Here is a 16,846-nt window from a genome sequence, read left to right as displayed (position 1 = left end):
AGGAACCGGCCCGCAGGAACCGCCCGCACCGGGCGTCCTGAAACCGGCAGCGTGTCTGAAACCGGCGGCGTGTCTGAAACCGCGCGATGGGGGGTAGGGAACCAGTACCACGCATTGTTGCCGGTGTTGCGTGCCCGCGATGGGCACTGCACCGCCGCCGCGTGACAGTGGACTTTGGCCAGACACCAATGGGCAGGCCCAGGCCGCCTTGGAGGGGAGGAGCAATATGACCACCGATTCCGATACCGCCCGGGACCTTGCCTTACTGGAGGTGCACGACCCGCGGGACGGCAGCCTGGTGGGCGTGCTGGAGGAAACAAGCTCCGACGAGGTGCGGGCGGCCGTCGCCGCCGCCAAGGCGGCCCAAGCAGGCTGGGCAGCCACCGACGCTGCCGCCCGCGGCGAACTGCTGGAAGCGGCCGCGGCGGCCTTGCAGGAGCACTCGCAGGAGCTGGCCGCGATGAACGCGCGGGAGACCGGTCGGCCGGAACATGAAGCCCTGGAGGGCGTGCTGGCCGGGGCCGGGACCCTGCGCCAGTACGCCCAGCTGGGCCCGGTGCACCGCGGCCGAAGCCTGCGCGGCGGTTCGCTTGCCGCCGACTACACCGTGAACGAACCACGGGGCGTGGCCGTTGTGCTCACGCCTTGGAACGATCCGGTGGCGGTGGCCGCCGGGCTGCTGGGTGCCGCGCTGGCGACGGGAAACACGGTGTTGCACAAGCCAAGCGAACGCTGCCCGCATCTGGGTGAGCTGCTCGGCCGGATTCTCTCGGAGGTGCTGCCGCCGCAGGTCATGACCACGCTGACCGGCGGCCCGGCGGTCGGGGCGGCGCTGGCCGGCCACCCGGATGTCGATGTGATCGCGCACGTCGGATCGAGCCTGACCGGCGCCAGGATTGCCCGGGCCGCGGCGCTCACCGGCGCCCATGTCATCCGCGAGAACGGCGGAAACGATCCGCTGATCGTTGACGCCGGCGTGGATCCGGCGTGGGCGGCGGAGCAGGCGGCCATCGGGGCGTTCGCCAACAGCGGCCAGATTTGCACGTCGGTGGAGCGCATCTATGTGCACCGCGACGTCGCGGGCCCGTTCTGTGAGGCGCTCGCCGCCGAGGCCCGCAAACGCAACGACGGCGGGGCGGTGGCGCCGCTGGTGGACCGCAGGCTCCGGGACAGCGTCAACGCCCAGGTGGCCGAGGCGCTCGCGCTAGGGGCGACGGCCGCCGAGGGCGGCTCGGTGCCAGAGGGGCCGGGCGCCCATTATCCGGCCACCGTCCTGCTGGACTGCACGGACCGCATGACCGTGATGCAGGAGGAGACCTTCGGCCCGGTGGCGCCGGTCCGGGTGGTGGACAGCTTTGACGACGGGCTTCAGCTGGCGGCGGAGGGCCGGTACGGCCTGGCGGCCACGGTGCTGACCGCGGACCTGGAGCATGCGCACCGGGCCGTTGCCGCGCTCCAGGTGGGCACGGTCAAGGTCAATGCCGTCTTCGGGGGCGCCCCGGGCGGCTCCGCCCAGCCCCGCCGGGACAGCGGCGATGGCTTCGGCTACGGCCCCGAACTGCTGGACGAGTTCTGTGCGGTGAAGGTGGTCCACGTGGGCCTGCCCGGCGGGGTGCGGCCATGAGCACGCCCCTGTCGGACGTTTCCGGGCTGGCCGGTTGGCTGCCGTCCCGGCTGGCGGAGGCCGCCCCGCGGGTCACCGTGGTCGGTGACGTGATGCTGGACGGCTGGTTCAGCGGCCGGATCGAACGGTTCTGCCGGGAAGCCCCGGCCCCGGTAGTGGATATGACCAGGCGGGAGTACGCGCCGGGCGGCGCCGCCAACACGGCCATGAACCTCGCCGCACTCGGCGCCCGGGTGCGCATTCTCGGCCTGGTCGGCGGGGACGACGCCGGGCGGCGGCTCGCTGCCCTCCTGCAGGGTGCGGGGGTGGACATTTCGGGGCTGGTGGAACACGAAGACGTCCTGACCACCACCAAGTACCGCATCATCGGCGGCGACCAGATCATGCTGCGGCTGGACGAGCGCACGGAGCGGGTGCCGGAAGCGGCGCAGGAGCGGCTGGCCGCAGCAGTTCCGGACGCGCTCGCCGGCAGCGACGCCGTGGTGGTCTGCGACTACGGTTCCGGCGCGTTGGGCGGTGCCGTGCGCAGCGTGCTGGCCCGTCACCGCGGCGGCCGGCTGTTGGTGGTCGACGCCCACGACCCGCGGCCCTGGTCGGAGGTTGCGCCGGACCTGGTCACGCCGAATGCCGCCGAAGCTGCCGCGCTGCTGGGCGTGACGCTGGATCCCGACACGGACCGGGCGGCCGCCATAGCCGATCACGCCGGGGAACTGCTGGAGGCGACCGGGGCGGGCGCCGCCGTCGTCACCCTGGACAAGGACGGCTCCTTCCTGCTCACGCCCGACGGCGGGACTCACCGCACGTGGGCCACCCCGGTCACCGAGAAGCAGGCTTCGGGCGCCGGCGACACCTACGTGGCCTGCCTGACTCTGGCGCGGGCCGCGGGGCTGCAGCTGAGCACCAGCCTGGACCTGGCCCAGGCCGCCGCGGACGTCGTGGTGCGCCGGCGCGGCACGTCGGTCTGCAGCACCACCGACCTCGCCTCGCATCTGGGCACCTTCTCCGATGCGGCCCTGGATGCGGAGGCGCTCGGGCAGGCGATCGCCGCCGAGCGGGCCTCGGGCAAGCGCATTGTGCTGACGAACGGGTGTTTCGACGTGTTGCACCGCGGCCACACCCGCTACCTGAACCAAGCCAAGCAACTGGGCGACGTGTTGGTCGTGGCGCTGAACAGCGACGCATCTGCCCGGCGGCTGAAGGGGCCGGACCGGCCGATCAACCCGGCCGCCGACCGGGCCGGCATCATCGCCGCGCTCAGCTGCGTGGACTACGTGACCGTGTTCGACACGGACACGCCCATCCCGCTGATCGAAGCGATCCGGCCCGACATCTACGCCAAGGGCGGGGACTACTCTCCGGAGATGCTCGAGGAAACGGCGGTGGTAGAAGCCTGCGGCGGCGAGGTCTGCATCCTGGACTATGTGTCCGACCACTCCACCACGGCGGTGGTCCGCCGGATCCGCGGCTCGGCGCCCCCGGCGGAAACAGGTCCCGCCCCGGCCGCGGGAGCGAATCCGGCCTCGGGACTTGATTCGGCGTGAGCCGCAGGAGTTCAGCCAGCTGGGCCCTGGCTCCACCGGAAACAGGGCCGGAGCTGGACGTGTTGGTGCCCAGCTATGGCCGGGAAGCGGAGCTGGCGGTGACGCTCGCCGGGTTGGCGGCGCAGGACGGCCCGGAGTTCTCGGTCATCGTCAGCGACCAGACCGACGGCGCCCCCGCCTGGGAGCACCCGGCCGCCGGGGCGATGATCCGGGTGCTGGAAGCCCAGGGGCGCCCGGTCCGGCTGGAGCGGAATCTGCCCCGGCGCGGGCTGGCCGAGCAGCGCGACTTCCTGCTCCGGCTTGCCACGGCTGAACTCGTGCTGTTCCTGGACAACGACGTGTGGCTGGAACCGGGCATGCTGGTCCGGATGACGGCGGCCATTCGGGAGGCGGGCTGCGGATTTATCGGTGCAGCGGTGCAGGGCATGTCCTACCTGGACGACGTGCGGCCGGGGGAGCAGGAACCCTTCGAACTGTGGGACGGCCCGGTGCGGCCCGAGCGCATCCGCCGCGAGGACCACCGGTTCGGCCGCTGGCAGCTGCATAACGCGGCAAACCTGACGCATATCGCCGCCGGGTTGGGCATTCCGGACGGTGGCTGGCGGCTGTACAAGATCGCGTGGGCCGGCGGCTGCGTGCTGTACCGTCGGAGCGCGCTGCTGGAGTGCGGCGGGTTCGGATTCTGGCAGGAACTGCCGCCGGCCCACGCCGGGGAAGACGTGGTGGCGCAGCTGAGGGTCATGGAACGCTACGGCGGTGCCGGCATCCTGCCCTCCGGCGCCGTCCACCTGGAATCGCCCACCACGGTCACCGATCGCTCCACGGAAGCCGCGGACGTGGTGCTGCGGGATTAGCCCCGGCGCAACCTATCCCGCTTCCTGCCACCCGCCGCCGACCGTGTAGCTGGCGACCAGCGTGCCCGCCCCGGGCTGCATCGAGTCGTCGGGATCGTCGTAGAGCTGCGCCGCGTCAGCCTTGCTGTTGGACAGGATGGACTCCGCCGCTTCCTTGGCCTCGGCCAGCGAGGCCCCGAACACCTCGCTGCGGGCAGGCAACTGGTCGGTGCGGACGATTTCCGCATCGGTTTCGCTGAGCGGGACCGTATAGCCGCGGTGCTCGTCGCTGACCGGGAACTCGAAGCTTTCCCCGTCCGGCGCGGCCGGAATGGTGTACTCCAGGTAATAGGACATGGCGGTGCTCCTTTCGGCGCTGTCGGCCGCCGGTCAATCACGGCGGCGGCCCGGGCCCCCAGCCTGTCACAGCCGAAATGCGGTGCATAGGCCGCAGGAGTCCAACCCCCTCCGGCGGGGCGTTCCCGTCCCGGCCGCCCCGGATTCGCCCGCGGCCGGTTAGCCGTGCAGCGTCGTCGTCGTTAGACTGGCAGTTGCGTAAGGGAGTATCCAGATGCGCTGCAGCCGTCAACACGTAGGGCGCCGACGCCCGGCCGGTTGCAGTGGCCGGCCGTGCCGGAGGAGAGACTTGCGGGCTCACCGCTACCCGCTTACGGAAGGAAACCCATGAGCGTTTCTCCCCTGATTTGGGGCATCACGATCGCCGTGATCCTCGCGTTGCTCGCCTTCGACTATTTCTTCCACATCCGCAAGGCGCACGTGCCCTCGCTGAAGGAAGCGGCCATCTGGTCCGCCTTGTACGTGGGCATCGCCATCGTCTTCGGGATCCTGGTGCTGATTTACGGCGGCGTGGACATGGGCTCCGAGTACTTCGCGGGCTACATCACCGAGAAGGCGCTGTCGGTGGACAACCTGTTTGTCTTCCTCATCATCATCGCCAGTTTCAAGGTGCCGCGCGAAGACCAGCAGAAAGTGTTGCTGTTCGGCATTGTGTTCTCGCTGATCGCCCGCACCGGGTTCATCTTCCTGGGCGCGGCGCTGATCAACACGTTCGCCTGGGTGTTCTACGCCTTCGGCCTGATCCTGATCATCACGGCGGGCAACCTGCTCAAGCCCGGACACGACGGCGGCGAGGCGGACAACTTCATCATCCGGCTGGCCAAGCGCTTCTTCCACACCACGGATTACTACGACGGCGACAAGCTGTTCACCGTCAAGGACGGCAAAAAGGCGATGACGCCGATGCTGCTGGTCATGGTGGCCATCGGCGGCACGGACATCCTGTTCGCCCTCGACTCCATTCCCGCGATCTTCGGCCTGACGCAAAACGTCTTCATCGTCTTCACCGCCACCGCATTCTCGCTGATGGGCCTGCGCCAGCTGTACTTCCTGATCGACGGCCTGCTGGACCGGCTGATCTACCTGTCCTACGGCCTCGCAGCAATCCTGGCCTTCATCGGCGTGAAGCTGATCCTGCACGCACTGCACGAGAACAACCTGCCCTTCGTCAATGACGGCAACCCGGTTCCCGTGGTCGAGATCACCACCGGACTTTCGCTCACCGTCATCATCGGCATCCTGGTGGTCACCGTCGTCGCCTCGCTGCTGAGCAAGGCCGGCAAGGCACAGAACGCCATCAACAACGCACGCCGGCACGCGGTCAACTACATGGATCTCTCCTACACCGCTGACCCGGCAGAACGTGAACGCATTTACCGGCTGCTGGTGGAAGAAGAGCGCCAGATCGTGCAAATGGATCCGAAGTACCGCAACAAGGCCAAGGACGTGGACATCATCCGCGAACAAGTGGCCGAGGCCCACCGCCAGCACGCGGAATACCAGCGGAGCTAAGGCCGCCCGGGCCGCCCGGGCCGGTCGGACAAACGTCGGCTGACCGGCCCGGCGCACTGATTCGCCGGGCCGGTCGGGACAGGACCGGCCCCCCTTCAAGGGCAAAACGTCCGGTGCTACCGTGAGTCTACTGATCAAGAAAACCCGCAGTTCCAATAGCAGGGAAGGTGATCACCATGACCGAGCAGGTCAACACGACCCACGCAGCCAACAAGAGGTACGCCGAGCTGTACAAGAAGCCGGGACCCTGGATCACGGTCTACGTGGACGCCAGCACGGGGACCGTGGACTCCCTGCGGGCAGGCGATGTGCTGCCGGACAGGCTGCGGGAATCGCTCGGGAAGCAGGGCGCCGCGAAAGCGGACATCGAGGCCGTGATCGACGCCGTTTCGCCGGCCACCGGCGTTCCGTCTCCGGTCTCCCGCTTCGTCCTGGTGCGCGGCGGTGAGGCCGAAATCAACGAGCTGCTCCCGGGCGAAATGTCCGGCCCGGAGGTGGTTCACACCGGCCCGATTCCGGACCTGGTGCCCCTGTTAAAGGCCCGCGGCGACGATTTCCCGTACGTGGTGGCCGAAGTGGGCCGGGACGGCGGCGAGGTCCACCTGCAGTACGCTCGCCGGAACGGCGTGGTGGAAACGAGGACGGTGGAGGGCGAGCGGGAGAACCTGACCAAGGTTCCCGGCGGCGGCTGGTCCCAGGGCCGCTATCAGCACCGCACCGAGGAAATCTGGCGCAAGAATGCCGATGAAATCGCCGCCGAGATCGACCGCGTGGTGCAGGCCAGCAAGGCGCGGCTGCTGATTGTGGCCGGCGATATACGGGCCCGGGAACTGGTGGTCGACCAGCTTTCCGAAGCCAGCCGGGCGATCGAAGTCACCATCGAGTCGCACACCCGCACAGGCGGCGCGGACAAGGACGCGCTCCGTGCCGAAATAGCCGCCCGGGTGGCCCATGTGTGGACGGAACAGCGCAAAGCCATCCTCGACCGCCTGGCCAACCAAACCGGGCAGGCCCATCCGGAGTGGACGGCGGGCCTGGGCGAGTGCGTCCGGGCTCTGCAGCAGGCGCAGGTCGGCACGCTGCTCATGAACGACGACGCCCTCGCCGATCACAACGTGCATGCCCTGACGGCCGAACCGTGGATCGCTACGGCGGGGGAGCAAGCCGTCAATGGCGACCTGCTGGCCAAGGTGCCTGCCCCGGCGGCGCTGGTCCGGGCAGCGGCGCTGACCGACGCGCGGGTGACCATGGTCCCCGAAGGAGCCCTGCCGGGAGGCAAGAGCATAGCGGCGCTGCTGCGCTGGCCCACCGGCCCCGACGTGCCGCGCGGCTAAGGTCCGGCCAGCGGGCGAGGGGGCCAGCGGGCAGCCGGGCGGCTAGACGGCCGAGGCGCTGAATCCGCCCAGTGCCAGCGCCACGGGCACCGCGGCGGCGGCTGCCCCGGCGTGCGGCCGGCAGGCGGACGGATACGGCAGCGCCGGCCGGACCTCGACCGCGGCCTGCCCGCTGAAGAGTTCCGGCAACCGGTAGCCGAATCCCTCGGCCGCGTCGAGCAGTCCTGCCGCCAGCTGTGCGGCCTGTTCCTGGAAGCCGGTGCGCAGCAGCCCCATCACAATCCACGCGGTCTCCTGCGTCCAGACCGCCCCCGAGCGGCGGCGCGTGGGCCAGAACCCGGGGTTCGCCGTCGACAGGGTGCGGACGCCGTAGCCGGAGAACAAGGTCCGGTCCATCAGCCGCGCGGCCACCGTCCGGGTCTCCTCGGGGTTCAGCAGCCCCGTGCCCAGCAGGTGTCCCATGCCGGACCCGACGCCGTCCACCCGCTGCTTCCGTTCGTCGAGTGCCATCGCCGGGTACGGTCCGGCGTCGTCGGCGCACCAGAACCGGCTGCGGAAGTTCTCCGCCAGCCGCGACGCGTAGTCGCGCCACTCGGCGCCGGCGTTCATGTCGCCGAAGTAGTCGAGCAGCACGGCCGCGGCACGGGCCGCCTCATAGGCGTAGGCTTGGAGTTCGGCCGAGGCGACCGTTCCGGTGGCCGGCCTACCGTCCAGATAGTGGTAGGCGGCCCGCGTGTCGCCGGACCCCTGGTGTCCCGGACCCTGCAGGGCGGGAACCGGCGTCTCCAGGAAGCCGTCGCCGTCGGGGTCGCCGTCGATGCGCAGCCAGTCCAGCGCGGCCTCCAAATGGGGCAGCAGGTCCCGGACGGCATCCTCCGGCATCCCCGAGTGCCAGGCGTCGTGCAGCAGCACGATCCACAGCAGCGTGGCGTCGGGCGACCCGTACAGGACCGGGGGCAGTTGCCGGACCACGGCGTCCGCGGGCATCGACAGGCGGCGCTGCCGCACCTCCTGGACCATCAGGCCGGGCTGTTCGCCCGATTCCGCCGACTCGGCCGTGCCCTGCCAGGCTGCCACTGCCCGCAGCGTCCCTTCCGCTACCGCGGCGTCGACCGGCAGCAGCAGCCTGGCGGCGACCAGCGCCTCCCGGCCGTACAGCGTCAGGAACCATGGGGCCCCCGCGGCCAGGAAGACGTCGCCGGGGGTTTGGCGCCCGGCCATCCGCAGGCTGTTAAGGTCGGTCATGGAGCGGCTCATCAGTCGTTGCAGCCGGGGATCCCCGGCCAGCGACGGCGTGCGCAGCGGGGGCGCGGCCGCGCCGGTCAGGGGAGCCTCGGCGTCGTCAAGCTCCAGGCTCCAGGACAGGACGACGACGGCGCCCGGCTTGAGCAGTTCCGTCCACTCCAGCCGGACCAAGCTGCCGTCGAAGCTGACCCGGGCGCCTTCGGCCGTCAGCGCGGCGCGTGTCTTGTCCCGCCAGCTCCAGATGGCGCCGCCGGGGGCCACCGAGCCGGCCTCGCCCGCGGCCCCGGCGCGCACCTGCTCCAGAGGAATGGCATCGGCCACCAGGTCGACGCGGACCTGGAGTTCCAACTCGTCCTCGAGGGCCGACGTGAACGTCAGCGCCTCGGCCAGTCGGCCGCCTTCTGCCGCCCGCGAGCGGTTCAGGGTGACCAGCGGATCGGCCCCGTCCTCGGCGGTCCGGATGAAGGAGAAGAAGTCGGCGCGCCCGGCCGAGCGCGACTGGGTGGAGATCCACTCCGGTTCCTGCCCGTTCACCGCCAGCAGGCACCGGGCCAGCACCCGGTCGTCCCCGCAGTAGACCCCTTGGGCCCCGGTACCCCGGATCTGCCCGTGGGGCTCGCTCCAGGCTTGGACGGGTGCCGCAAATACTCCCGTGAGATCGTGCAGGTACGGCTGGCGGTAGACCATGGAATCATCTTGGCAGCATCGGCTGCGCGGGAACAATCTTCGGCCGGCCGGACACCGGCCGGATGGATTCAGGCGACGGTGCCGGAGGCGTCCCGCCCGCCGGGTGTCCAGGACAGGTGGATCAGGACCCCGTCCGTCGTCTCTTCGATCACCAAGCGCAGCTCGTCGCCGTAGAGCTCCCGGGGCCCGGAAGGGCCGCTTTCGCTTTGCTGGACCAGATCGACCAACGCGGCCGCCATCGCCCGCCCCCAGTCTTGGTGGTTCTTGCTGTTGGCGGTTGCGGTGGCGGTATAGGTGGCGTTCATTCTGCGCACGTCCTGACTGCACGTTTAGAACCTGCCGCACGACGCTGTGCCGCAGGTCCCATCAGAGTAGCCAGCACCAGTGACCCCGATCTACCTTTTCGCGTACATTACTCGTATGTGACGTCGGTCATACGCGGCAGGGGGGTCATGATGAGGGGCAGCGGTCCCGGGGGAGCGGGCCGCGACGAAGCGGTCCGCAGGCTGCGGGAGGACATCCTGGCGGGCGGTTTGGAGCCGGGCTCCAGGGTGACCGTTGCGGGGCTCGCCGGCCGCATCGGTGCGGAGGAAGCCTTGGTGCGCGACGCCGTCGGCGATCTCACGCAAGAAGGCCTGATCGAGGCCACCGGGCACGAACACCGGATCGCCAATCCCGGTCCCCAGCAGGCCATCCAACTCCTGGATGTGATGGGCGTGGTGTTGGTAGCGCTGTTCGAGCGGGCAGCCCCGCGGCTGTCGCCTCAGGAGATCGACACCATGGCCACGATGGCGGACGACCTTCGGGCGGCGACCGACCGGGAGGACATCCTGGGCGCCTACCGCGCCGCCGGCAGCCTGGTAACCGTCATCCTGGGGGCCGCGGATCACCAGGAACTGAGGGCCGTAAACATGCACGTCCTCGACCGTTCGCTGGCCCGGTTGCACCTGTTCCAACACGCCCTCGCCTATCCTCTCTGGGCCGACGGCTGGCGCGAGACCGTGCAGTACCTCCAGCGGGGCCAGCATGAGGCGGCGGTGGAGCGGCTGCGCCAAACATTCTGGATCCTCGCCGAAGGGCTGGGCCAGGAGGGTTCCTAGCCCGCCTGCCGGGCAGCCGGGCCGCGACGGGATAAAGTGATTCCCGGCCGGTTTTGATTCCGGCCGCCCGCCCGGCCTTTCGACCCATGGACCACGCTTGCCCTCGCCCGCACAACTGACCGCCGACGCCCCACCGAGCCCGGATTCCCCACCGCCTCAGGGTGCCAGCCCCGCCCCGCGGCGGCCTGCCCCGCTTGCCGGCCGGCTGACCGTGCTCGTCGGCGTCCTGCTGCTGGCGCTCAGCCTGCGGCTGGCCGTCTCCGGCGTGTCGCCGGTGCTGGCGGATATTGCCGCGGATCTGCCGTTCGGCACGGCCTCCGCCGGTGTGCTGGGCATGCTGCCGACCGCCGCCTTCGCCGCTGCCGGGTTCGCAGTTCCGTTGCTGATGCGCCGGATCGGCATGGAAGCACTGCTGCTCGTGGCACTGGGCATGGCCGCCGTCGGCCAACTGGGCCGAGCGCTGGCCTCCGACGTGCCGGCGTTCCTGGTCCTGTCCGGCCTCACCATGGTTGGCTACGGGATCGGCAACATTTTGCTGCCGCCGCTGGTGAAGCGCTATTTCCCGGACCGGATCGGCCTCATCACCGCGCTTTACGTGACCTTGCTGGCGGCCAGTACGGCGCTCAGCCCGCTGCTTGCCGTGCCGCTTGAGCAGGCTGCCGGCTGGCGGTTCTCGATCGGAGTGTGGGCGGCCGTGAGCGCGGCCGCCCTCGTGCCGTGGCTGATGACTGCGTGGACGGAACATTGGCGCCGCCGCACCGCGCGCCTGGTGCTGCAGCCCTACCGGCCCGGCGGCTTGGACATCCTCCCGCCGGATGAGGGCAGCGCCCGGCAGCTGGCCGGTTCCGGGCCTGCCGTGAGTCCCGGTACGGGAGTCGGCCCCGGCGCTGCCGTCCCCGGGGCGGTAACCGTCCCCGGGCCTGCGGCCGGCCCCGCAGGAGCCGACGGGCCGCCCGTTGCGGAAGCCTCGGAGCCCGCAGCGGGAGCTGAGGCCGGTTCCGTCGGGACGACGTCGGTCCGCGTCTGGCGCTCGTCGGTCGCCTGGGGCCTGGCCCTGGTGTTCGCCGGGACCTTGTCGAACACGTTTGCCATGTTCACGTGGTTGCCGCCGTTGCTGGTGGACAGCGGGATGCTGCCCCCGACGGCGGGCACCATGCTGGCCTACTACGCCATCCTGGGCCTGCCCACCAGTCTGTTGGTGCCGCTGATCGCGGGGCGGCTGCGCAGTCCCCTGGGCTTGGGCCTGCTGTTCATCGGCTTTTACACGGCCGGATACGCCGGGCTGCTGCTGTCACCCTCGTTCGGCACCTGGTTGTGGATCACCCTGGCGGGGCTCGGCCAGGGCACCTTTGCGCTGGGCCTGCTGCTGGTGAACCTCAGGACCCGCACCACGGCCGGCGCGGGGCTGCTCTCCGGGTTCGCGCAAGGCATCGGCTACACGGTCGCCTGCGCCGGCCCGCTGATGTTCGGGCTGCTGCGCGAGGCCAGCGGCGGCTGGGGTGCTTCCTTCGGCCTGCTGGGCGGTGCCTTGCTCATCCTGGCGGTGGGCCTGGTCATCGTGGGCCGGCCCCGCTATCTGGAGGATTCGGCCCGGGATGGATAGCGGCCGCTGAGGCACAGCCCGTGGTTGGATGGGGGAATGCCGAGCCATGCCCTTGTGTCCCCGCCCAAGCTTGAGCCCGGTGACCGGGTCGCGATTCTCTCCCCTTCCTTTGCTGCCCCCGGGTTCGCGCCGGATGTCCACGAGCAGGCGATGCGTCGACTCAGCGCCGAAACGGGACTGGTCCCTGTGGAATACCCGACGACCCGGAAGCTTGGCGCTTCCGCCGCGGAACGCGCCGCTGATCTGCACGCCGCTTTGTCCGACCCAACCATCCGGGCCATCCTCGCGACCATCGGCGGCGACGACCAGGTAGCCCTCATTCCCCATCTGGACGCCGGTCTCGCCGCCGCGAACCCCAAGATCTTCATGGGCTACAGCGACAACACGAACCTCTTGAACTGGCTGTGGTCGGTCGGGATAGCAGGCTACTACGGGGGCTCGACCCAGGTGCACCTCGGAGCCGGGCCGCACATTGACGACCAGCACCTCGCGTCGCTGAAGGCGGCGCTCTTGACGGGCGGTGAGCTGGAGATTGTTGACCCAGGCGAGTCCGAGGACTTCGGGCCGGACTGGCTGACGCCACAAGCCCTTGTCGACTTCGGTGAACGGGAACCCACGCAGCCGTGGACGTGGGCGGGGCCCGAGCGGGAAGCGACCGGCCGCACCTGGGGCGGGTGCCTGGAAGTCATCGATCAGCTGGCCATGGCCGGTCGGCTGCCGCCCCTGGGAGCCCTCGAGGGGTCGATCCTGATCCTTGAAACCAGTGAGGAGTTGCCTCCGGCAGCGTGGGTCAAGAGATGGGTCCGGGCATTGGGGGAACGGGGCGTCCTCTCGGCGGTGGAAGGAGTGATCGTCGCCCGGCCGCCGGTGAGCAGTCACGGTACCGTCGCGCCAGCGGAGGAGCGTGACCGGCTCCGCGCCGCGCAACGCGATGCAGTCCTCGCCGAGATGAACCGCTACAACGACCACGCCGTCGTCTGCATCGGAGTCCCGTTCGGCCATACCCGTCCGCAATGGATCGTGCCCTACGGCGGGACAATGCGGCTCAATGGCCGGGAGCGAACCATCACGGCCGATTACAGTTGACCGCGGTGGCAGGCGGTCCGGGCGACGGATGCGCGGCTGCGTGACCGTCCCCGCGCCTGCAGGCAGGCACGCATTCCTCGCCGCGGCCCCGCCCGGTAAGCTGGCGCCACAGTCGACCCGCGGGAGGCGCCATGAAGTTCAACGACCTGCTCGCAGATGCCTACGGCAGGATCCAGGAGCGCGTCCACTCCGTGCTGGACGGGCTGGACGCCGGACAACTGGCCGACCGGCCCGGCGGTGACAGCAACTCGATCGCCTGGCTCATCTGGCATCTGACGCGCATTCAGGACGACCATATTGCCGATGTCGCCGGCACGGACCAGTACTGGCTGACCGGCTGGGCGGAGCGGTTCGACCTGCCGCTGCCTCGGAAGGACCATGGCTACGGCCACACGTCGCAGCAGGTGGCGGTCGTTCGGGTCGAATCGGCCGACCTGCTGCGCGGCTACTACGACGACGTCCATGCCGGCACCCTCGAGTATCTGGCCGGACTGAGCGAGGATGATCTGGACCGGATCGTGGACACCCGGTGGGACCCGCACGTCAGCCTGGGGGTGCGGCTGGTCAGCGTCCTGGACGACTGCCTGGAGCACGTCGGACAGGCCGCCTACGTGAAGGGCATGCTCTCGCGCACCGAAGCCTAGCGGCGGGCCACGCGGGTTCCGGCGCCCCCGCGGCGGCCGCAAGCCGCGCCGTCGGGCGTCGCCGCCTTGTTGCGCGCCAGCCGCTGGACTACCATTCAAGGAGTCAGTACAACTGCATACAGCCTTCGACATGCGGCGGGAGAGTCCTGCTGGGTACCAGTCAGCAGGCGCCGTAGGAGCAATACCTCCCCAGGAATCTCTCAGGCACCTGTACCGCCGCGAAGAGGCAACTCTGGAAAGCAGCCGGACCGTTCAGGACCGGCTCACCGACGGTGCAAGCAGGAGGCGGCCCCTTGGGCCACAGCCTGCGGAATCTCTCAGGTTCAGTCACAGAGTGGGGAGGAACCCTTCACTACCGGCATGGTCAGCCCAGCCGGGGATAACTGGAGTTCCTCACATGACGGCTAAGTCCACCAGCGCTACCCGGCCCGGCAGCGCCTCCTTCACCGACCGACACATCGGCCCGCGCCGGAACGACGCGGAAACCATGCTCAAGCAGTTGGGCTACGGCAGCATCGACGAGCTGGTGGACGCGGCGGTGCCCGCCGACATCCGCCAGCAGGAACCGCTGGCGCTGCCCGCCGCACGCAGCGAGTCCCAGGTCCTGGGGGACCTGCGCGCCCTCGCCGCGAAGAACGTGACGGCCGTGCAGATGATCGGCCAGGGCTACTACGACACCATCACGCCGCCGGTGATCCGCCGCAATGTGGTGGAAGACCCGGCCTGGTACACCGCCTACACCCCGTACCAGCCGGAGATTTCGCAGGGCCGGCTGGAGGCGTTGCTGAACTTCCAGACCATGGTCCAGGACCTCACCGCGCTGCCGATCGCCAACGCCTCCCTGCTGGACGAAGCCACCGCAGTGGCCGAAGCCGTGCTGTTGATGCGCCGGTCCAACAAGTCCAAGTCCGCCGGCAAGACCGTGCTGGACGCGGACCTGCTGCCGCAGACCATCGCCGTCGTCAAGGGCCGGGCCGAGGCGCTGGACTTCGACGTAGAGGTTGCCGACCTCTCCGCCGGCCTGCCGGACGGCGACATCTCGGGCATCGTGCTGCAGCAGCCGGGAGCCTCCGGCCGGGTGTTTGACCAGGCTCCGGTCATCGCGCAGGCCAAGGAGCGCGGCGCCTTGGTCACCGTGGCCGCCGACCTGCTGGCGCTGACCCTGATCACGCCGCCGGGCGAGCAGGGCGCGGACATCGCCGTCGGCAACACACAGCGTTTTGGCGTTCCGCTCTTCTTCGGCGGCCCGCACGCGGCCTACATGGCCGTCCGCAAGGGGCTGGAGCGTTCCTTGCCCGGCCGCCTGGTGGGCGTCTCGAAGGACGACGCCGGCCGCCCCGCCTACCGCCTGGCGCTGCAGACCCGCGAGCAGCACATCCGCCGCGAGAAGGCCACCTCCAACATCTGCACCGCGCAGGCACTGCTGGCCGTCGTTGCCAGCATGTACGCCGTCTACCACGGCCCCGAGGGCCTGAAGGCGATCGCGCTGCACGCCAATGAGGCCGCCCGCACGCTGGCAGGCGTGCTCACCGGCGCCGGGTACGCGCTGGCGGCAGACCGGTTCTTCGACACCCTCACGGTGAAGGCTCCGGGCAAGGCCGCCGAGATCGCCGCCGCCGCCGAGGCCAAGGGCGTGAACCTGCGCCGCATCGACGCCGACCACGTCGGCATTTCCGCCGATGAAACGACGACGGCGGAGCACCTCGCCCTGGTCGCGGAGGCCTTCGGCGTGGAGGACGCCGCCGGCAAGACCGCCGAAACGGCCGGGAACGCCGGCTTCGAGCTGCCGGAGGAGCTGCTGCGCAGCTCCTCCTACCTGGACCATCCGGTGTTCCACAGCCATCGCTCCGAGACCCAGATGCTGCGCTACCTGCGCCGGCTGTCTGACCGAGACCTGGCCCTGGACCGGACCATGATCCCGCTGGGCTCGTGCACCATGAAGCTGAACGCGACGGCGGAAATGGAGGCGATGACCTGGCCGGAATTCGCGTCCATCCACCCGTTCGCCCCGGCCAGCCAGACCGCCGGCTGGCGCGAGCTGATCACCGATCTGGAGGAACGCCTCGCGGCGATCACCGGCTACGCCGGCGTCTCCATCCAGCCCAACGCCGGTTCGCAGGGCGAATACGCCGGCCTGCTCGCCATCCGCCGCTACCACTTGGCCAACGGCGACGACCAGCGCGACGTCTGCCTGATCCCCGCCTCCGCGCACGGCACCAACGCCGCCTCGGCCGTGCTGGCCGGCATGAAGGTTGTCGTGGTCGCCACGGCACCGGACGGCACCATCGACCACGCCGACCTGCGCGCGAAGATCGACCAGAACGCCGACTCGCTTTCGGCCATCATGATCACCTATCCGTCAACGCACGGCGTGTACGACGCCGACGTGCGCGACGTCTGCGAGGCGGTCCATGCCGCCGGCGGGCAGGTGTACATCGACGGGGCCAACCTCAACGCGCTGGTAGGACTCGCGCAGCCGGGCAAGTTCGGCGGCGACGTCTCCCACCTGAACCTGCACAAGACCTTCTGCATCCCGCACGGAGGCGGCGGCCCCGGCGTCGGGCCGGTAGCGGTGGCCGAACACCTGGTGCCGTTCCTGCCGGGCAACGCCGCGCTGGCCGAACACGAAGGCAAGGGCGTGCCCGTCTCGGCCAGCGAGTACGGCTCGGCCGGCGTGCTGCCGATCTCCTGGGCCTACGTGGCCATGATGGGGGCCGAGGGCCTGACCGAGGCAACGAAGAGCGCCCTGCTGGCCGCGAACTACGTCGCCGCCCGGCTGAACGAGCACTTCCCGGTGCTCTACACCGGCAACGACGGGCTGGTCGCGCACGAGTGCATCCTGGACCTGCGCGAACTCACCGCCAAGTCGGGGGTGACCGCCGAGGACGTGGCCAAGCGCCTGATCGACTACGGCTTCCACGCGCCCACCCTGTCCTTCCCCGTGGCCGGCACCCTGATGGTGGAGCCGACCGAGTCCGAGGACCTGGGGGAGATTGAGCGGTTTATCGACGCGATGATCGCGATCAAGGGCGAAATCGACCAGGTGATCGCCGGCGACTTCCCGCTCGACGCCAGCCCGCTGCGCCTGGCCCCGCACACCGCCGCCGCCGTGGTCAGCTCCGACTGGGACCGGCCGTACACCCGGGAGCAGGCCGCCTTCCCGGTACCGGGCCTGCAAGTGGACAAATACTTCGCCCCGGTCGGACGGATCGACGGCGCCGGCGGCGACCGCAACCTGATCTGCAGCTGCCCGCCGCCCGAAGCCTTCGAGAACTAGAGA

Annotated in this window: 13 protein-coding genes and 1 riboswitch; of the genes, 10 read left to right on the top strand and 3 right to left on the bottom strand. The window is 70.0% G+C overall.

Annotation, left to right across the window (positions count from 1 at the left end):
- Positions 1 to 226 precede the first annotated feature (226 nt).
- From AC5RVV_RS07935 to AC5RVV_RS07925, 3 genes are read left to right on the top strand one after another with little or no spacing between them, the layout of a single operon-like run.
- The gene (locus AC5RVV_RS07935) at positions 227 to 1,624 is read left to right on the top strand and encodes an aldehyde dehydrogenase family protein (protein ID WP_494000783.1); all 1,398 of its coding nucleotides are present in this window, start codon (positions 227 to 229) and stop codon (positions 1,622 to 1,624) included.
- The gene (gene rfaE2 / locus AC5RVV_RS07930) at positions 1,621 to 3,165 is read left to right on the top strand and encodes a D-glycero-beta-D-manno-heptose 1-phosphate adenylyltransferase (RefSeq protein ID WP_494000782.1); all 1,545 of its coding nucleotides are present in this window, start codon (positions 1,621 to 1,623) and stop codon (positions 3,163 to 3,165) included. Before AC5RVV_RS07935 ends, rfaE2 begins: the two co-directional genes overlap by 4 nt.
- Positions 3,162 to 4,019 carry a glycosyltransferase family 2 protein gene (locus AC5RVV_RS07925; RefSeq protein WP_494000781.1) on the top strand — a complete coding sequence of 286 codons (858 nt, stop codon included), beginning with the start codon at positions 3,162 to 3,164 and terminating at the stop codon, positions 4,017 to 4,019. Before rfaE2 ends, AC5RVV_RS07925 begins: the two co-directional genes overlap by 4 nt.
- Positions 4,020 to 4,031: 12 nt before the next feature.
- On the opposite strand, the gene AC5RVV_RS07920 is transcribed toward AC5RVV_RS07925, so the two are convergent.
- Positions 4,032 to 4,355 carry a hypothetical protein gene (locus tag AC5RVV_RS07920; protein ID WP_494000780.1) on the bottom strand — a complete coding sequence of 108 codons (324 nt, stop codon included), beginning with the start codon at positions 4,353 to 4,355 and terminating at the stop codon, positions 4,032 to 4,034.
- A gap of 327 nt (positions 4,356 to 4,682) precedes the next feature.
- Here AC5RVV_RS07920 and AC5RVV_RS07915 point away from each other — a divergent pair, with 327 nt between their 5' ends.
- Both AC5RVV_RS07915 and AC5RVV_RS07910 read left to right on the top strand, forming a co-directional pair.
- A complete protein-coding gene (locus AC5RVV_RS07915) occupies positions 4,683 to 5,867 on the top strand; it encodes a TerC family protein (protein WP_494000779.1) in 1,185 nt (394 codons plus the stop codon).
- Positions 5,868 to 6,043: 176 nt separating this feature from the next.
- Positions 6,044 to 7,201 carry a baeRF2 domain-containing protein gene (locus AC5RVV_RS07910; RefSeq protein ID WP_494000778.1) on the top strand — a complete coding sequence of 386 codons (1,158 nt, stop codon included), beginning with the start codon at positions 6,044 to 6,046 and terminating at the stop codon, positions 7,199 to 7,201.
- A gap of 42 nt (positions 7,202 to 7,243) precedes the next feature.
- Here AC5RVV_RS07910 and AC5RVV_RS07905 read toward each other — a convergent pair whose 3' ends face one another.
- Positions 7,244 to 9,133: a glycogen debranching N-terminal domain-containing protein gene (locus AC5RVV_RS07905; RefSeq protein ID WP_494000777.1), complete on the bottom strand. Its 1,890-nt coding sequence runs from the start codon at positions 9,131 to 9,133 to the stop codon at positions 7,244 to 7,246.
- A gap of 68 nt (positions 9,134 to 9,201) precedes the next feature.
- Entirely contained in the window at positions 9,202 to 9,438 is a 237-nt protein-coding gene (locus AC5RVV_RS07900; RefSeq protein ID WP_494000776.1) for a hypothetical protein, read from the bottom strand.
- Positions 9,439 to 9,588: 150 nt separating this feature from the next.
- On the opposite strand from AC5RVV_RS07900, the gene AC5RVV_RS07895 reads away from it, so the two are divergent.
- The 5 genes from AC5RVV_RS07895 to gcvP all read left to right on the top strand — a co-directional run bounded on the left by AC5RVV_RS07895 (position 9,589) and on the right by gcvP (position 16,843).
- Positions 9,589 to 10,233, top strand: a complete 645-nt coding sequence (locus tag AC5RVV_RS07895) for a GntR family transcriptional regulator (protein WP_494000775.1) — start codon at positions 9,589 to 9,591, stop codon at positions 10,231 to 10,233.
- Positions 10,234 to 10,330: 97 nt separating this feature from the next.
- Complete coding sequence (locus AC5RVV_RS07890) at positions 10,331 to 11,836, top strand: MFS transporter (RefSeq protein WP_494000774.1); 1,506 nt, start codon at positions 10,331 to 10,333, stop codon at positions 11,834 to 11,836.
- Between the two features lie 36 nt (positions 11,837 to 11,872).
- Positions 11,873 to 12,922 carry a S66 family peptidase gene (locus AC5RVV_RS07885; RefSeq protein WP_494000773.1) on the top strand — a complete coding sequence of 350 codons (1,050 nt, stop codon included), beginning with the start codon at positions 11,873 to 11,875 and terminating at the stop codon, positions 12,920 to 12,922.
- A 131-nt stretch (positions 12,923 to 13,053) separates the two neighbouring features.
- Positions 13,054 to 13,566: a mycothiol transferase gene (locus tag AC5RVV_RS07880; protein ID WP_494000772.1), complete on the top strand. Its 513-nt coding sequence runs from the start codon at positions 13,054 to 13,056 to the stop codon at positions 13,564 to 13,566.
- 126 nt (positions 13,567 to 13,692) lie between these two features.
- Positions 13,693 to 13,792, top strand: a riboswitch (glycine riboswitch).
- Positions 13,793 to 13,963: 171 nt separating this feature from the next.
- Positions 13,964 to 16,843 (top strand): aminomethyl-transferring glycine dehydrogenase, encoded by a 2,880-nt coding sequence (gcvP, locus tag AC5RVV_RS07875; RefSeq protein ID WP_494000771.1) that lies wholly within the window; start codon positions 13,964 to 13,966, stop codon positions 16,841 to 16,843.
- The last annotated feature ends 3 nt before the right edge of the window (positions 16,844 to 16,846 follow it).

This window comes from Arthrobacter sp. MDT2-34-1, from assembly GCF_059091365.1.
The sequence above is the reverse complement of the archived record's forward strand: the minus strand, read 5'-3'. Positions and strand labels throughout refer to the sequence as shown.